19 protein-coding genes are annotated in these 17373 nt (G+C 35.7%); 7 read left to right on the top strand and 12 right to left on the bottom strand.

The annotated features are described in order from the left end of the window. Position 1: 1 nt before the first annotated feature. Positions 2-988, bottom strand: coding sequence for a dihydroxyacetone kinase subunit DhaK (gene dhaK / locus CCC20_RS11055; RefSeq protein WP_013851806.1), 987 nt, complete (start codon positions 986-988; stop codon positions 2-4). A 143-nt stretch (positions 989-1131) separates the two neighbouring features. Between dhaK and dhaS the strand changes: the two genes are divergently transcribed. Together dhaS and dhaQ are read left to right on the top strand one after the other, a co-directional pair. Then, positions 1132-1668, top strand: coding sequence for a dihydroxyacetone kinase transcriptional activator DhaS (dhaS, locus tag CCC20_RS11050; protein ID WP_013851805.1), 537 nt, complete (start codon positions 1132-1134; stop codon positions 1666-1668). A gap of 9 nt (positions 1669-1677) precedes the next feature. Further along, on the top strand, positions 1678-2664 hold the full coding sequence (dhaQ, locus tag CCC20_RS11045; protein WP_013851804.1) for a DhaKLM operon coactivator DhaQ: 987 nt from the start codon (positions 1678-1680) through the stop codon (positions 2662-2664). A 568-nt stretch (positions 2665-3232) separates the two neighbouring features. On the opposite strand, the gene CCC20_RS11040 is transcribed toward dhaQ, so the two are convergent. Next, complete coding sequence (locus tag CCC20_RS11040; RefSeq protein WP_244898386.1) at positions 3233-3430, bottom strand: helix-turn-helix domain-containing protein; 198 nt, start codon at positions 3428-3430, stop codon at positions 3233-3235. A gap of 566 nt (positions 3431-3996) precedes the next feature. On the opposite strand from CCC20_RS11040, the gene CCC20_RS11035 reads away from it, so the two are divergent. Next, positions 3997-4326, top strand: a complete 330-nt coding sequence (locus tag CCC20_RS11035; RefSeq protein ID WP_101774212.1) for a TnpV protein — start codon at positions 3997-3999, stop codon at positions 4324-4326. A gap of 47 nt (positions 4327-4373) precedes the next feature. On the opposite strand, the gene CCC20_RS11030 is transcribed toward CCC20_RS11035, so the two are convergent. The 6 genes from CCC20_RS11030 to CCC20_RS11005 form a co-directional block, all read right to left on the bottom strand. Continuing rightward, on the bottom strand, positions 4374-4856 hold the full coding sequence (locus tag CCC20_RS11030) for a hypothetical protein (RefSeq protein WP_142374360.1): 483 nt from the start codon (positions 4854-4856) through the stop codon (positions 4374-4376). Between the two features lie 140 nt (positions 4857-4996). Continuing rightward, positions 4997-5386 (bottom strand): hypothetical protein, encoded by a 390-nt coding sequence (locus CCC20_RS11025; protein ID WP_101774210.1) that lies wholly within the window; start codon positions 5384-5386, stop codon positions 4997-4999. A gap of 88 nt (positions 5387-5474) precedes the next feature. Continuing rightward, positions 5475-6752: a hypothetical protein gene (locus CCC20_RS11020; RefSeq protein ID WP_013851801.1), complete on the bottom strand. Its 1278-nt coding sequence runs from the start codon at positions 6750-6752 to the stop codon at positions 5475-5477. 105 nt (positions 6753-6857) lie between these two features. After that, a complete protein-coding gene (locus CCC20_RS11015) occupies positions 6858-7181 on the bottom strand; it encodes a hypothetical protein (RefSeq protein ID WP_101774208.1) in 324 nt (107 codons plus the stop codon). Positions 7182-7286: 105 nt separating this feature from the next. Continuing rightward, the gene (locus tag CCC20_RS11010; protein WP_142374359.1) at positions 7287-7544 is read right to left on the bottom strand and encodes a hypothetical protein; all 258 of its coding nucleotides are present in this window, start codon (positions 7542-7544) and stop codon (positions 7287-7289) included. 460 nt (positions 7545-8004) lie between these two features. Continuing rightward, positions 8005-8553: a helix-turn-helix domain-containing protein gene (locus CCC20_RS11005; RefSeq protein WP_270619704.1), complete on the bottom strand. Its 549-nt coding sequence runs from the start codon at positions 8551-8553 to the stop codon at positions 8005-8007. Between the two features lie 603 nt (positions 8554-9156). On the opposite strand from CCC20_RS11005, the gene CCC20_RS11000 reads away from it, so the two are divergent. From CCC20_RS11000 to CCC20_RS10985, 4 genes are read left to right on the top strand one after another with little or no spacing between them, the layout of a single operon-like run. After that, positions 9157-10194, top strand: a complete 1038-nt coding sequence (locus CCC20_RS11000; protein ID WP_270619706.1) for a replication initiation factor domain-containing protein — start codon at positions 9157-9159, stop codon at positions 10192-10194. Between the two features lies 1 nt (position 10195). Next, positions 10196-10573, top strand: a complete 378-nt coding sequence (locus CCC20_RS10995) for a hypothetical protein (protein WP_270619707.1) — start codon at positions 10196-10198, stop codon at positions 10571-10573. A gap of 13 nt (positions 10574-10586) precedes the next feature. Next, a complete protein-coding gene (locus CCC20_RS10990) occupies positions 10587-10814 on the top strand; it encodes a DUF3173 family protein (protein ID WP_270619708.1) in 228 nt (75 codons plus the stop codon). Next, entirely contained in the window at positions 10807-11985 is a 1179-nt protein-coding gene (locus tag CCC20_RS10985; protein ID WP_270619709.1) for a site-specific integrase, read from the top strand. The genes CCC20_RS10990 and CCC20_RS10985 overlap by 8 nt, the downstream gene beginning before the upstream one ends. Before the next feature lie 157 nt (positions 11986-12142). Here the strand turns inward: CCC20_RS10985 and guaA are convergent, their stop codons facing one another. From guaA to CCC20_RS10965, 4 genes are all read right to left on the bottom strand, one after another. Further along, positions 12143-13705, bottom strand: a complete 1563-nt coding sequence (gene guaA / locus CCC20_RS10980; protein WP_003064670.1) for a glutamine-hydrolyzing GMP synthase — start codon at positions 13703-13705, stop codon at positions 12143-12145. A gap of 144 nt (positions 13706-13849) precedes the next feature. Continuing rightward, entirely contained in the window at positions 13850-15256 is a 1407-nt protein-coding gene (gene lacG, locus CCC20_RS10975; RefSeq protein ID WP_013851797.1) for a 6-phospho-beta-galactosidase, read from the bottom strand. A gap of 87 nt (positions 15257-15343) precedes the next feature. After that, complete coding sequence (locus tag CCC20_RS10970; RefSeq protein ID WP_003064664.1) at positions 15344-17047, bottom strand: lactose-specific PTS transporter subunit EIIC; 1704 nt, start codon at positions 17045-17047, stop codon at positions 15344-15346. Further along, positions 17040-17363 (bottom strand): PTS lactose/cellobiose transporter subunit IIA, encoded by a 324-nt coding sequence (locus CCC20_RS10965; RefSeq protein WP_041974022.1) that lies wholly within the window; start codon positions 17361-17363, stop codon positions 17040-17042. The genes CCC20_RS10970 and CCC20_RS10965 overlap by 8 nt, the downstream gene beginning before the upstream one ends. Between the last annotated feature and the right edge of the window lie 10 nt (positions 17364-17373).

The following is a 17373-nucleotide window of genomic DNA, read 5'->3' as shown; positions in this document are numbered from 1 at the left end:
CTTACCAAGCAATTGTATTTACTGGTGCTTCCAACGCATTTAGCCATTCATCATCTTCTAACTTAATCAATGTTAATGATATGCCAGCCATATCAATAGACGTCATTAAATTACCAAGTTTTTTGAATGTTACGTTAATCCCTTTTTCATCTAATAACTTACGAACATCATTAGCAAAAATATATTGTTCCATAAGTGGTGTTGCACCCATACCATTTACTAACATTCCAAAATCTCCTTCAGTATCATCAAAATTTTCCAATAATTTATTAACTAATTCTTTTGCTAAATCATATGATTGTTGCATTTTTTCACGACGATAACCTGGCTCCCCGTGAATACCGATACCAAATTCTATTTCGTTTTCGTCCAAAACAAAACCTGGTTTACCAACTTCAGGAACCGTTGCACCACTAAGGGCTAATCCAACGGTATGAATATTAGGCACTAATTTATCAGCCAATTCCTTTATTTCAGATAGTGATTTTCCATTCTCAGCTGCGTTTCCTAAAATCTTATGAACGAAAATTGTACCAGCCACACCTCGTTTGCCTTGTGTATATAAGCTATCCTCAACAGCTATATCATCATCAACAACAACACTTTCTACTGCAATTCCTTCCATTTCAGCCAAATCTTTCGCCATTTCAAAATTCATAACATCACCAGAATAATTTTTTATAACCATAAATACTCCAGCGCCTTCATCAGATTGTTTAATTGCCTCCAATATCTGGTCTGGTGTAGGTGAAGTAAACACAGCACCACATATTGCTGCCGATAACATGCCCTCACCTACAAATCCTGCATGAGCTGGTTCATGACCACTGCCTCCACCTGATATAATCGCAACTTTTCCAGTCTTTTCAGAGGTACGCTGAATAACATCAAAACCTTTTACGCGTTTAACTAAGTCTGAATGTACAAACTCTAAACCATTTAGCATTTCATCCACTACTTTTGTTGGTTCATTAATAATTTTCTTCATGTTTCGTCTCCTTTTGATTTATTTTCAACTTCATTATAGAAGATGTATAAACTAAAAGGAACGGACAGTTTTTAAGCTTTGTCCGTTTTTTTAATTGTGAATTATGATAAACTTATATCATAATCAAGTAAGGAGCCAATATTATGGCTACATCTCTTATCACTCGAAAAAGGATTGCTCAGGCTTTTATTCAAATTTTACAGGAAAAAGAATTTGAAAAAATATCTGTTAGTAATATTATGGAAAGGGCAGGCATACGCCGACAGACATTCTATAATTATTTCTTGGATAAATACGATTTAGTGGAATGGATTTTCAAAAACGATTTAAGTGAACAAGTTACTGATAACTTAGAATTTATATCAGGGTTACAATTATTAAAAGAATTGTCGTATTTTTTTGAAACTAATCGCTATTTTTACCAACAACTTTTTAATATGAATGTTCAAAATGATATTAATCAATATTTCATTGAATATTGTCGGCAAATCATTTTAAAAATTATTAACGAATATACAGATACTTCCAAATTATCTATAAAGGATGATGACCTTTTTATTTCCTATCACAGTCACGCACTCGCTGACACCTTTAAAGATTTTATACTTAATAAAAATTCTGAACCGATTGATTCCCAGAGATTAATTCGACTTATACAGGTATCTGTTGAAAATTATTAGGAGAATACAATGAGTCAAATATACAATCAAATAGAAAATGCTCTTCAAGAAAGTATAGATGCTTTGGTACGCATTTATCCTTTTTTATCACAAGTTCCCAATTTACCTGCGATTTATAACAATAAACAAGATTCAAATATTATTCCCATAATTTCTGGCGGGGGTAGTGGTCACGAACCAGCTCACTTTGGGTATGTAGGTGAGGGCATGTTAACTGCGGCAATCAGCGGACCTATTTTTGAACCGCCAAAAGCGAAGCAGATTTTTGAACTAATTAAGTTTGTTGATAAAGGAAAAGGCGTTTTTCTTATTATAAAAAACTTTGAGAAAGACTTAAAAGAATTTTCAGAGGCGATTACATTAGCGAGACAGATAGGAATAAAAATCAAATATATTGTTTCTCACGATGATATCTCGATAGAAAAATTAAACTTCAGAACTCGACATAGAGGAGTTGCAGGTACTATCCTACTACATAAAATTTTAGGTTACTATGCCCTAAACGGTGCTAGTTTAGATGAGCTTGAACAAGTGGCACTAAAACTTTCTACATCAATGGCAACACTTGGTGTAGCAACGAAACCAGCTAATTTACCTAATCACGAAAATGACATGTTTAAACTTGCACCTGATACTATCTCCTATGGTATTGGTATTCATGGTGAGGAAGGTTATCGGACAGAGAAATTTATTTCATCCGAACTTTTAGCCAACGAACTTATAAATAAACTTAGGATGAATTTAAAGTGGAAACCTAAAGATCCCTATATTCTTTTAATCAATAATTTAGGAGCAACAACTCGTTTAGAAGAACTTATTTTTTCAAACGATGTTTTACAGCTACTTGATATCGATAGACTAAATATTAAATTTATCAAGCTTGGAAGATTAATTACCTCTTTAAATATGGCAGGTATTTCTATTACTCTTTGTAAATTAGCCAATCCAGACTGGGAAGAAGCCCTTAATTCTTCCACTAATGCACCTAGCTGGTAAATTTAAACTCCTTTAACCCTAAATGAACATAAAAAGCACTAGCAATAGTGCTGACCCAAAAAGTTGGACAATCAATTATGATAAGGATTTAGTTCTGTATTGTACAAAGCTAAGCCCCTTTCTACCATTTGTCAATAGTTATGCTAATTATATTAACAAAAGACAGCCTGATTTTATCCCAAAAACATCCCTTGCTTTGGAATAACAACTTGACCTTTTTCCAAAACAAGTCGCCGTCTATGCATATTTTTTATCTTCTGATGTCATTATGTTAACTCTCTTTAAATGATTTATATAACTTAATATACTAAAAAATTAATGAGTAACTGACAAAATCAAGCTTTTTAGTAGCTTTGGCAACAAATAGAAAATTGCAATGTAAAAAAGCTAGTCAAATCTGGTCGGCTTTCGAGGACAACTAGCACAAGAAGGTATTGATTCTAATTATCAGGATTATATCTAAGCTATATCTTTTAATTCAATTTTTCGTTTTATAAACACATATATTTCTATTCCTAGCATAAAAAAGTCGAAATAAGAAATCCAATCATAAGTATTCTATGAAAGATTAGAAAATACAATAGAACCAAAAATGCAACTTTCTTGAAAAACTCTCTGCTATAATTTTGTTTTTTACTAAGTTATCTTCTTTTACCAATTCACCTAAACTAATATTAAATGTTTCATTTATATTAATTAAATTTTGAATATCTGGGCATCCTCTATTAGTCTCCAGTTTTGCAACTGCATTTCTTGAAACGTTAATTCTTTCTGTAAATTGTTCTTGAGTTAATTTTTTAGCATTCCTAATATTTTTGAAATATTCATTTGATCTCCCTCCTTATTTTAGATAGTACAATATATTGGCTATTTATCATTTCCTTAAAAAGTATTTAATTTATTGTAAATCTAGATAGCAATAATCTTGTTAAATATGCTAAAGAAGGTATTGTTGCAAAAAATCTATTCTATCGTATAAATCATAATTACGTACCTCCTCTTATAACATGCAATATTACTGAAGGTTAGTGATTTTTGGTGTCAAATTGGTGTTAAGCAAAAAATAAAACCGCTGAAACAATTGATTTCATGCGGTTTTATTTATAATATTCTCTATTCCCACTCGAGCACCAGACCTTAATTTCTCGTGATAAACCGCACTGTTAATACGCTTTTCGTCCACATAATCCACATATTTCAGGCTTTCCAGAACGTCTTTAAGAATTTTGTAGCCGTTTTGTAGCCACAGCTACAGTTCAAACCTCCGCTGGCCGATTTACCTCAAAGCCACTCAGAACTACTGCAAATAAATGATACACGGAGGTTTGCAATATGGAAAAATACATCTACGATAACAGCAACGGTCTTTGGTATGAACTGTATGGAGATTATTATCTGCCGTGTCTGGTCATTCCAGAGGAAGAAGTACACCCTATCGGTATCTGGGACAGGAAGCACCAGCAATACCTCAGAGAGTACCGTCCTATGCTCTACAATGACCTCGTTCTCAGCGGCATGCTGTATAGCTATCTCACTGACATTGATACTCAGGCTCGCAATAAGCTCGACTTACTTGTAACGCAGCTGGCATGGGGCAAGGCTATGAACAACATCCGCAACCGTGCAGAGGAGATCATCAACGCAGAATTGATTTTCGCATAATTTAGCATCAGCCAGGCAAGGGGTAGCTGCTCGGCTGATATTCCATTCTACTCTTCAGCTACGCCTTCTACCACTTCATCACAAACCATTCTAACAACGAAATTAGCATCATGACTGCATTTGGAAATAATATACTCTTTTGTTCCATCAGTAATCCCGTTTATTTCATGAAGGTATCGCATAATCAAGTTTTTAATAAATACGCTATCAGAATCAATAAGATTTACCAACTGATGGTTTACGATGCCGCAATTCTCCGGATTACGAGACATGGTAAGAAGAATGCGTGTGGCATACCATCTGATATCTGTATATTCAGAATGGAGCCACTGTAAAACATTCTGAAGGATAACTGCCTCTATTTTGGATGGCAAAATAACATCATCTGAATTCTCTAAATATTCAACGATCAAATGAGTTACTGTGATTGTTGTTGCAACATCGCCCTGAATATACAGCATCAACTCGAGTATATCAGCATACACATCTTTGCCCATGGCGGTATACAATAATTGCAATCCGATTTTCAAGGAAATGCCATCGATATTAGATGAAATAATCGAATTGTCGGCAACTTCAATAGCCTTCTGCTGCTCAAACAGTTTCTCATATATACATTGATTTCTTGTATAGTCTTCAGGATATTTTACTGCAATGCAAATGAGAAGTGCTATGGCATCAAGCTTTGTTCAAGCGGAGTTTTTTCTTTTTGTGTTTCATCACAGAAATAGTACAAAGACTTAATATTATGTTTTTTGACAGTATCGATTTCCGTTTGTACCCCTGGCTTAATTCCGTCTGCATTATCAATTAAGAAGATGCAAATGTCGCTATCTTCCAATGCCCATGCGTAATGGGATCCTGCAGACAGTGTAGAAGCACCGTTACTCTCAAAAACGTATACATCAGCTAATTGTGTGCTCTCAATAGCACTTTTTAAGTCAGCTCGTACTTTATCATATTTCTTCACACCATAAATTGAGCTAATAAATACTTTGATTTTTTGCTCTGGGATATCGGCAGAGGAGTAGAGTGTCCCTCTGCTCTGGTATATTCCCATGCAACTCCCCCACCAGGAGTGCTGATGCTTGTTAATCTTATGCCCTTATATTTTCTCCAATCAAATTAGTTTTCACCCAAATACTATTTTATTTTTCAGTTGGTAAATAGTATATCTTTCCATCCTTAGAAATCAGCTGAACATCCTCTGCATACAAATCCGAAGTATCATATTCATGTATGTTGCTAGCAGACTGTTTTTCTATCATTCTTGCAGTGTCTTTTTCAATAGTTCTAAACTTCAGATTATCGTTAAACAAACCCGGGAGGAAATGTATCACTCCATCAAAACCAGCTCTCTTGCGGCGCACCTCTGATATATCAATGCCCAAACGTTCAGTCGTAGTCTGATGCCATCCAGTCAAACGTTTCTGCGTTTCCGCAACCTGATTTGTGTATGTAGGCAACAATGCTACGCAGTGTTCTCTGGATACAGCACCCAAGTGTAATGTGTATCTTAGCTCAGATATCTTGTTGATCATATCCAGCAGTGATTTCTGGTACATATACCAGTTCTGAACTTCTGTTAATTCTTTTTCATAAGCGTCATAATCAAGATTATTCTTATCTGTGTAACCCACAAGAGCAAGATTAGCCTGTCCAAGAAGCTGCGTACACTCTTCCTCAAGACTATCAAGTTGTGAAATCTTCGAAAGCCTCAGCTCAGTATTCTCAAGAATTTCAATCTGGAAATCCGCAATCTTCTTCACATGGGCAACCAGCGAGAACACCCTACTACGATATTCGTTGTCTTGAAAATCTGCTATCTTGGAAATTCCATCACTGATTTCGCCCAACTCGGCGTTAATCTGGGTCATATAATACTGCCCAACAACCATTGATGCCACACCCATAGCTGCAGCAGCGGTGTTCGCTACAACAGCCGTACCTTTTTGAGCTTCAACAGCCACCAAATTTGCATGTCCTCGAATACCATCCGCACCGTGATAAATTCCTCGAACAGCGCCTCCCATAGCTTTCGAATCAGTCAATTTCGCACCGACTGGAATAATCGCTCTATAAAGAACCTCTCCATTGCCCTGAGCTGCCTGAACCGCATTATTCACAACATTACCCACTTGAGCTAATCCTGGAATCAGATTATTTACATGAGTCAGAACCCTACTGTCACTGATTTCAACCAGCTTGTTCTCATCGGGGATGGTTGCAGCAGGCAATATCTCCATTTGAATAACAAGTTCTTGCAATTCGTTTTCTGACGGAACCAACTGAACTTCCGTTTTTTCTTCAATATGCCTAACCCCCTCGTTTACAACATCAGATGCATTTTTCTTTGATTTTTTAGAAATTACCATACTGGTAACAAGTACTACCACAATGATAATTCCTATAATTGCATATTCCATATTGGTCACACCTCCATTTTGATTCTATAAGAGAATTTACAAATTTTGCGTCTGATACCAAGCTCAAACCTCTACCGTTGCTTATTGTCTTTATTTTTCTTACCACTACCAACAGTAATTTTCACAAGCCATTCCCCCATTAAACCTCCGACCATTTCCAACAGGCTCTGTTGCAATAGCAACTGCCACACCAAGCGCACTTGCGGTCTGCATCCATTCCGTAGATACCGCTTTTCTTGTTACTGTACCTGCAAGAATTGACGGTGTAACTAAATTTGCTTTTGTCATAAGACTTTCACGATCCTCCTGCTTGTATTTTTCAGGATAGTCCACAAAAACATCTAATATGTTTTTCAACATTTCAGTCTCATCCGGGTATTTAATTATTTCTGCATAAAGATGTTCCTGCATTCTTTGAATTTCGTCCATCCCTATATACCTCCTGCATAAATAGTATTGTATGACAATAATTTTGTCAATGATTTTTAAATTTTCACAAGTAAACATTTTATACATATAATTTTCGACTTAACGCTATCTTTCATCAGTCTTTATCGGTGCTTTTTCTCTATTCTTGGCAAAATATCCCCACAAGTTATGCCGAGCAATCACCTCCTCATACCCACTCAACTTTTTACGAAGTTCTTTATTCTCCTGTTCCAGCTGACTACTACGAACCTGTCCACGAGTAGACTTATACTCCGCCAATCCCTTCGTATCCTTCAGCTCTAAAACCGTTTTCCTAGTCTCTTTCATCAGCCTTTTCAGCTTCCCTTCCTGCTTTTCCTGCACCACCTATTTCTGTGCCGCTGTCACCAACGTCTGATAATCCTCTTTCTCAATCGCTACCTTAAAGGTCAGTGGCAGGGACTTTGCTTCAATCTGCTCCACCGTCTTAATAGACACCTATTGCTGCTGAATACGCTCAATAGCCTGTTCCAACTCGGCAAGCTATGCGGTGTTTATGACGATGTGCTATACCGGCATCCGTGAAGGGGAGCTTCTGGCTCTCACCCCGGCAGACATTGACTTCACCCAAGGCACGCTGAGCATCAGCAAAAGCTATCAGCGAATGAACGGCCCGGACTAATGTAGCCAATTTGTAGCCAGTAAAAAACAAGAATCCCGGAAAAACCTTTACTATCAAGGATTTCCGGGACTCGGATACACTTAAATTATTATTCCCACTCACTAATTGCACGCTAACTTATGGTTAGAAATGCTGATTTTTAGTGCTTGTTAATACAAAATATTATTCTGATTTAGTAGTATTTGATTGTTTTGGTGTTAAATTGGTGCTACGTTCCTTCTGCCAAGGCCATTTAAATTTTTGTTTTGATTTTCTGAAATTCTCAAATTCTATAATCTCATCAGCAAGTGTTTTTGCTTCCATGATTATTGTATCTAATATGATTTCTTCATCTTTGTCAAGTTTATTTTTGGTTGTTAGCTTATTTTTAACCGTTAGTGTGTTCATAGATTCATCTAACAATTCAAGTACTATCGTAGCCTTCAAATCGTAAAGTTCTTGTTCATTAAATTCCTTTAAATTACTTAAGTTGTAATTGGATATATTAAATAAAACCCTATCTCCAAAGTCAACATGCCGTCCAAGTAGCTCATCTGTTGTTGTTTCCAGTATATTTGCCAGTTTAACGATATTTTCTAAAGTTGGCTCAGCCTTATTATTTTCCCAATTACTGTAAGATTTTTGACTTATTCCAAGTAGATTAGCTAATTCGTTTTGAGTTAGCTTCTTCCTTTTCCTAAGTATTTTCAATTTGTCACTTGCAAATGTCATCTTTGCCTCCTTAAAGTTTCCAGTTGACAAAATATACCTGTCAGGTTATAATTAAAACATACCTAATAGGTATATTCAAATTATACCAAACTATCCTAAAGTTTGGCAAGTAGAAATGAGGTATTTGCCTATGATTGTATAAAAATGTCTTTGAAAAACGGCAATTTTTCAAAGACTTTCAAAAAAACATATATTGATATTTTACCATAATTCTAGTAAAAGCGGATATTATATTTTTATTTCAAAACTAATACTAGACTTCCTTGTAGAAAATATTGTCGGATAGCTTGATAGCCGATAGCACTAAGCGGGAGCTTGTGCGGTTATCGGCGGTTATCAAGCGGTTAGACGGCGATATTTTCTACCAGATTGAGAAAATTTTTGAGGGTGCCCTAGTAACACCACCCTCTGCACTGCAGCCCTTTTGTGGTAAACCCATGTTCTGCAAGGATTTTGACGATTTTTGATTTTTTAAAAAATCAAAAAATTGACAGGTCGGGGATAATTGCATAATTCTGCAATCCCTTGATATTATTGACTTTAAAGGATTTTTGAGGAAAAAAACTGTGGTGTTAAAATTTGTTATAGATATTAAATGAGAAAATGAGTAAGCATGATAATTTAATAGGTATATTTGACTGGATACAGATTCAGTTTTTAGATACTATTTCAATAGATACGATAATTGAGGATATTTTATTTATGAACTCAGATTACTTTATCGAAGATAAAGGAAATTTGAGTTACTATAAATACGAAAAGTACCTAACTTATGGTAATATTCGTATCTATTTCGGAAGACAAGAGAATAATTTTATGTTGGTTATGTCAGGTCAAGCATTAGAGTGGTATAGGGAAAATATATTATCAGTCTATACTTTATCAGAAAAAGACTTTTTTAGAAATCTAGTAACCAATTTTTCCCACTACTCTATCCGTCGGATAGATGTGGCAATTGATGATTTCAATAAAAAACCATTTTTTACGCCAAATGATTTATTAGCTATTTGTCAGAAAAAACGGTTTATTTATGGTAAAAGTACCTACTATCTCCCTTATGGTGATGAAAACGTGGGACAAACTTTATACTTACGTAAACCGTCAGATGATGAGCGTCTACGTATTTATGATAAACAAGCCGAACAAGCTAGTAAACAACAGGTTAGTAAAAAAGAAATCCAAAAATGGATACGAACTGAATTAGAGCTGAGACGTGAAAAATCACAAAAATTTATTTTTGAGTTTTTAGAAAGTCAAGATAATATTTTAAATTTCACAAAAGGTTATCTAAAGAATAGAGTCAAATTTTATGAAGATAGTCTTTTTACGATTCCATATCGTAACTGGGAAGTATTTTTAAAGAATGCAAGACCAGTAAATATTAATTTTCATAAAGAGAATGTCGCTCTTTCAAAACGCTTTTATTGGTATGCCAAGAAAGGCTCAGCCAATGTCTATAAAGCATATAAATTTCTTTGGGAGAATAATTTGTTATCTGAGGAAGAATTATTGAACTTTGAAAAATTAGATAAAGTAAAATATCCTCCTGACTTAGCTTCTGATTTAATTGAAAGAGCTGTAAAAAATCAAAGGGAAGATTTAATCCCTATAATAAAGAAAAATATAAAAAGGAGAGATTAGTATGGCAAAAATGCTACAATTACGCGACTTCGAATTAGATAACATCGGTTCACGTTTTGAACTTGATGAGGTTATTCCAAAATATGAAATGGAAAAACGAACAGACGAAAATGGAGAAATCTTAAAAGACAGAGATGGCAATGATAGAATGTTTTCAACTGATAAAATCATTGGTTGGAAATATAACGTGACTATTAAGGACGGAAAGTTTAAGAAAAAATCAACACAAGTAACTATTAACCATACTGAGCCATTAGTTGATAATGATTATATTATGTCTGCTGATGAAGTACCTGTCATTTTTGATAATTTACAAGTTACAATGACGGGAAATCCAATGTATTATAAAGCAGATGATATTCATTTGTTGGAAAAATAGAAAGTTGGTTATTATGGCTAAATTTGTAGTTAAGAACGACTTAAAAAAATTAGGTTTTAGTGATTGGCAATCAATGATGTTGGTAAAACAAGCTAAAGCAAAATTAGCTAGTCAAGGACTAACTTGGTATGAAAGCAAAGGACTTGGTCGTGTTCCACTAGAAACTGTTGAAGAAATATTAGGTGTTAAAATTGATGAAGAGGACTTTAACAAGCCCGTAGAGGCACTTAATCATGCCTAAGGTGCCAAATGTCTATCCAATGGAAAATGGAACGTTTAGAGCTTCTGTATCGCTTGGCTTTGACTCACAGACTGGAAAACGTATCAGAAAATTTAAGAACGGCTTTAAAACACAAAAAGAAGCTCAATTATGGCAAGCTAAAATGTTAAATGATTTTGGAAAAGGGGCTTTATCCCAAAATAGTACAATGACTTTCCATAAATTCTTAACTGACTTCTTTATCCCAGATTATCAAAGTAAAGTTCGTGAGCGGACATTTGATATGGCTAAATCAAAAATAAAACGTCTTTCTTATTGGGATAACTTTAAACTATCTGATATTTCAGCTCCTAGAGTTAAACAATGGCAAAATAGTCTGTTTGAAGAAAATCTATCAAATAATTATATTCGGTCAATCTTTCAAGTATTTAAGCAGGTTTTAGACTTAGCTGTTCAACTTGGTATGTTAACTCAAAATGTAGCAAAGATGGTAGGTAACGTGAAAAAGGAAAGACCCAAAAACGACCATTGGACTAAAGAAGAATTTGAGAAATTTATTTCGACTTTTGATAGAAAGAATAATATTTATGATTTATTGTATTTCACTACATTCTGGTTCTTCTATATGACTGGTGTCCGAACTTGTGAATTACAAGCATTAACATGGCGCGATATAGACTGGGTCAATCAATCTGTTATTGTCAATAAGTCTATGTATTACAAAAATAAAGATGACTGGGAAATTACAGAACCTAAAACATCTGATAGCACACGTCTTTTGTATCTAGATGATGATACTATGCAAATCTTAAAAGACTGGAGATCTGTTCAAGAACAAATTGGTGATATTAGTTTCATTTTCTCAGTGAATAACTTACCTGTTATCAGATCAACGCTAAAAAGAGTCATATCAAGACATAGCCAAATAGCCAGTGTTAAAGCAATACATGTACACGGTTTAAGACACTCAGACGCTAGTTTAATGCTTGAATTGGGTATGAATCCACTAGAGATACAGAAACGCTTAGGACATGCCGATATTCAAACGACACTAGGTACGTACTCTCACTTACATCCTACTGCTATGAAAAATGTCGCTAATCGATTAAGCGGGCAAATAAAGCTTTCTGATAACTTTATACGTGAGAGCAAATTTCATGGCAATCAGCACACTATTAACTTCAAACCATGATTTTTGTTAGATTAGCGAAGTCTATCTGACAAAAATTTGGTTTCCAAATCGTCAAGTCAATCTTGACGATTTTTTTATTTTTGGTGTTAAATTGGTGTTGAATAAAAAATAAAACCGCTAAAACACTTGGTTTTATGCGGTTTATTTATAATATTCTCTATTCCCACTCAACTGTTGCTGGTGGTTTACTTGTGATGTCATAGACGATGCGGTTGACGTGGTCAACTTCATTTACGATACGGACTGAGATTTTTTGAAGCACATCCCATGGGATACGTGCAAAGTCTGCTGTCATTCCGTCGATTGATGTGATAGCACGAATTGCGATTGTATAGTCGTAAGTGCGTCCATCACCCATAACACCAACTGAACGAACACCTGTGTTAACAGTGAAATATTGCCAGATGTCGCGGTCAAGACCTGCTTTAGCAATTTCTTCACGAAGGATAGCGTCAGATTCACGAACAGTTTCAAGACGTTCAGCTGTGATTTCACCCATAACACGGATAGCAAGTCCTGGTCCTGGGAATGGTTGGCGCCAAACGATTTCATCTGGCATACCAAGAGCTGTACCAAGCGCACGAACTTCATCTTTGAACAGTGTGTTGAGTGGCTCAATCAATTCAAATTGCATATCTTCTGGGAGACCACCAACGTTGTGGTGTGATTTGATTGTTTGGGCGGTATCTGTACCAGACTCAATAACATCTGTGTAAAGAGTACCTTGTGCTAAGAAGTCAACACCTTTAAGTTTGCTTGCCTCATCATCAAATACACTAACAAATTCATTACCAATGATTTTACGTTTTTTCTCTGGGTCTTCAACACCAGCAAGAAGGTCTAAGAAACGTTTTGAAGCATCAACACGAATGATGTTCAATCCGAATTTACCACCAAGCATATTCATAACTTGGTCCCCTTCTCCTTTACGAAGAAGACCATGGTCAACGAAGATACATGTCAATTGGTCACCGATAGCACGTTGAAGAAGAACACCAACAACTGATGAATCAACACCACCTGAAAGTCCTAAAAGAACTTTACGGTCTCCAACTTTTTTGCGGATCTCAGAAATTTGCAACTCAATGAAGTTGTCCATTGACCAATCACCTTTAGCTCCGCAAATCTTGAAAGCAAAGTTACGTAAAATATCATTACCATATACTGAGTGACGAACTTCTGGGTGGAATTGAATACCATAAATGTTTTTCTCAGTATTTTCAATGGCTGCGTAAGGGCAATCAGCAGAATCACCAACGAGGTGGAAACCTGCTGGAATTTCGGTAACTGCATCACCGTGGCTCATTAAAACGGTTTGTTCCTCTGGTGTGTCAGCAAATAATTTTGAATTTGCTTTTAAGCGAAGTGTTGATTGACCATATTCGCTGTTACCAGTTTGACCTGCTGGAACAACTTTACCTCCAAGTTTATCAGTCAACAATTGCATACCATAGCAGATACCAAGAATTGGAATACCCAATTCAAAAATTTCTTCATCAATACCAAAGGCATTGTCAGCATAAACTGAATTTGGACCACCTGAAAGTACGATACCAATTGGGTTAATATCGCGCACTTCTTCTGCTGTGATTTTGTGGCTTCTCAATTCTGAGAACACACCAAATTCACGGATACGACGTGCAATCAATTGGTTGTACTGGCTACCATAATCAAGAACAATGATTTTTTGAACATTATTCAAACTAGAATTGTCAGTCATTATTACCCTTTCTATTAAAGTCAGCACTAAGCTAACAGTATTCTCTTTAATTGTAGCATATTTTCATACATTTAGCAGTAGATTTTCACTATCTTTTAGCATACAATCATATTTTTCAATAGGATAATAAGAAAATGACTATTATCATTGGATAACTCTTGTTTCAGTAAGGTGTTTATACCAGTAAGCACTTTTCTTTGGATAACGCTTTTGTGTCTCAAAGTCAACATAGAATAGACCATAACGTTTCTCATATCCATTAGACCAAGAAAATACATCCATCAATGACCAGATAAAGTATCCTTTAACATTTGCACCTGCTTCAATAGCATCTGCAATAACTTCTAAATGTTTTTTGACATAATCAATGCGAGCATCATCGTAAACGGTATTGTCTACAAATTCATCTTTATAGCCTAAACCATTTTCTGTGATGTAAATCTTCTTATAGTTTGGGTAATCTTTTTTCACGCGCATGATTTGATCATATAATCCTTGTGGATAGATAATCCAGTCCCAATCTGTCTTAGGAATATTTACTGGCGCTTCTCTACGACCAATGCCTTTAATCTGATACTTAGAACTTCCCTTCTCACCTTTTCCATTATGAATGATTTCAGTATCACCGTCACAAGCTCGCATCCAGTCACTCATATAATAATTAATCCCTAAAAAATCATTTAAGTCTTTTGCTGCTTCAAGTTCAGCAAAATCTTCTTCACGAAGATCTAATTCTCCACCATTTACTTTTAGAATGTGATTAACACCCTTCATCGTTTCCTCAGAGTAGCCACCTAAATAAGTTGCATCCAAAATAAATTTATTATGGAGTATATCTTCTAACTCGGCAGCACGGACATCTTCAGGATTTTCTGGGTTATACGGGTATTTAGTTGGCAAAGCATGAACAACACCAATTTCTCCTGAGTACCCTTTATCCTTATATAATTTAACAACACGTGCATGAGCAACCATCATATTATGATGAGACTGAAAAACTTTTGCCAAATTATACTGGATACCTGGAGGAAATTTCCCCACTAAGTACTGACCATCTCCGATTGGACCAATTTCATTAAACGTCGTCCAGTAATTAACCTCAGAGAATTCTTCAAAACAAAAATCAGCATAATTAACATAATGATCTATATTTTCACGATTAAGAAAATCACCATTAGAGTGTAAAGCTAAAGGCGTATCAAAATGATGAAGTGTGACAAAAGGTTCCACATGGTGCTTATGGCACTCTTCAAAAAGTTTATGGTAAAAAGCCACACCTTTAGAATTAACTTCACCATAGCCTTTAGGAAAAATTCGTGACCAGGCAATTGAAATACGAATGCCATTCACACCAAACTGCTCTGCCAATTCCAAATCCACAGGATACTGATGATAGAAATCACTAGCTGGATCAGCTGTATACCAGTAATTATCTTTCAAATATTGGTCCCAAGCAACAGGACCTTTTCCATCTACATGAGTCGCACCTTCAGCCTGATAAGCAGCTGTAGCACCACCAAAAATAAAATCTTTAGGTAATGTTTTTGTCATATTTTTTCCTTTCGATATCAATAGCATTTGAGATGAATAATAGTCAAAGGAGGTGAACTATCACTCATCTCAAATATTGCTAACTAATTAGTTAAACTGTTCTTGCACAAAGGCTAAAGCAGCTTGTCCATCACGGGTTAATTTAATATACTGAGCACCTTCAGTTTTAGCAAGCCTAATCCCAAGATTATCAGTCTCCACTTTCATATCTTCATAGTTAGATGCCACCTGTGGTGCAAGAATAACTAAATCAAACTCTGGTAATATTTCACGATGAGCACCATATCCACCTGCGGCTGCTTTAACAGGTACGCCATATTCAGCAGCTGCCTTATTAAGAGCATTTGCTAAAAGTCCGCTAGTCCCCCCACCTGCGCAAAGGACAAGAACGTTGGTTTCTTTGACAATATTGTTGTGAACAGGTGTTTCTTCACTGCCTACTCCTGCTTTTTCAAGAATAGCATCTGCTTTAGAAGTATTAAAGTTTGCAACTACCTTTTCTTTTAGAGAATCATTAGACTTCCCTGTACGTTCTTCTTCTAGAATCTGTTGGTCATAAACTTTGACAAATGGATAATAGATTATAACATCAATCACAATCAAGAGAGCCGCCAAAATAAATGAAAGAAGTTGAAGATTAGTACCAAGAACGATTCCCAAAGGTCCAGGAGTAGTCCATGGTAAGTTAGTCGTGAAACTATTCATACCAAGTGTATCAACAAAGAATTTGAAAATCCAAACATTAACAATCGGTGCTAAAATAAATGGCACAAAGAAGACAGGGTTCAAAACAATTGGAGCTCCGAATAAAATTGGCTCATTTACCCCAAAGAAGGTTGGCACGACTGAAGCACGTCCAATAGCCTTATTACGTTTTGATTGACATAGCCACATGAACATGAATGGAACGACAAGAGTTGCTCCTGTCCCCCCCATTGTAACGATAAACATTTGTGTTCCTGAAGTTAAAACTTTATCAGCGTGTTCCCCAGCTTTCATAAGAGCTAAATTCGTATCAATATTAGCGTAGGTAATAGCTGCAATAGCCGGTTCAACAATAGATGGACCATGAATACCAACAAACCAGAAGAAAGCATAGGCACCAAATATAAAAGTAATACCAACATAACCATCTGCTGCAGAAAAAAGTGGTGCAAAAAACTGACCTATCGCTTCTGCCACGCCTGTACCTACAAAATGGCGCACTAAAATATCCAAAGCATAAAGAAAAACTACTGATAAAGTAAACGGAATAACATCTTTAAAAACTTGTGAAATGTTAGGTGGTACTTCGTCAGGCATACGAATGGTAACGTTATTTTTCACACAAACCTTATAGATAGTCACAGTAACAAAAGCTGCTAAAAAGGCTGTCAGAAGTCCTTTAGTTCCTAAAAATCCAGTTGCAAAACCATCCGCTGTAGGGTCTGCTGCCAACATCAATAGACCTACAATAGAAGCCAGTAATGTTGACATGTAATTAATTTGGTTTGTTGCTGCCATGTCACGATTAATAGAATCAGTCAATGATTTAGCCGTAGTTCCAGCAACTAACATTGCTAAGAGTCCCATTGAATAATTATATGGCTTCATCAAGAGAGCCTCAACGCCCGAAGGCCAATAAAAACCAAAGGCATTTGGTACATAGGCAATTAAGATAAAAATACTAGAAAATAAGATAACAGGCATTCCAGCAATGAAACCATCTCGAATGGCCCTTAAATAAATATTACGTGATAACTTTTCAAAAAAAGGCTTGCCTTTTTCGATAAACTCAATTAGCTTATTCATATTTTACTCCTCTTTTATATAACTCAATAAGATGTTGCATTAAGTCTTTTAGTAACAAGGTTGTCATCAAGTGATCTTGTCCGTGCATCATTGTTACACTATAAGCAATATCTTCACCCGATGCTTCTTTAGTCAATAAATTTGTTTGTGCTTTATGTGCCTCAATAATACAATCCTCTGCTTCTTTTACGAGCCCGTCTGCCCTATCAAATTCTCCTCTCTCTGCTGCCTTCAAAGCTTCCAACAACTTTGTCCTAGCATCACCAGCATAGGCTACAATTTCAAAACCAAGTAATGTTACTTCTTCTCTATTCATGATAAAATTC

The sequence above is a fragment of the Streptococcus sp. LMAG:39 genome (assembly GCF_008680485.1).
Lineage (GTDB): Bacteria > Bacillota > Bacilli > Lactobacillales > Streptococcaceae > Streptococcus > Streptococcus pasteurianus.
This window is presented reverse-complemented; position numbering and strand designations above follow the sequence as displayed.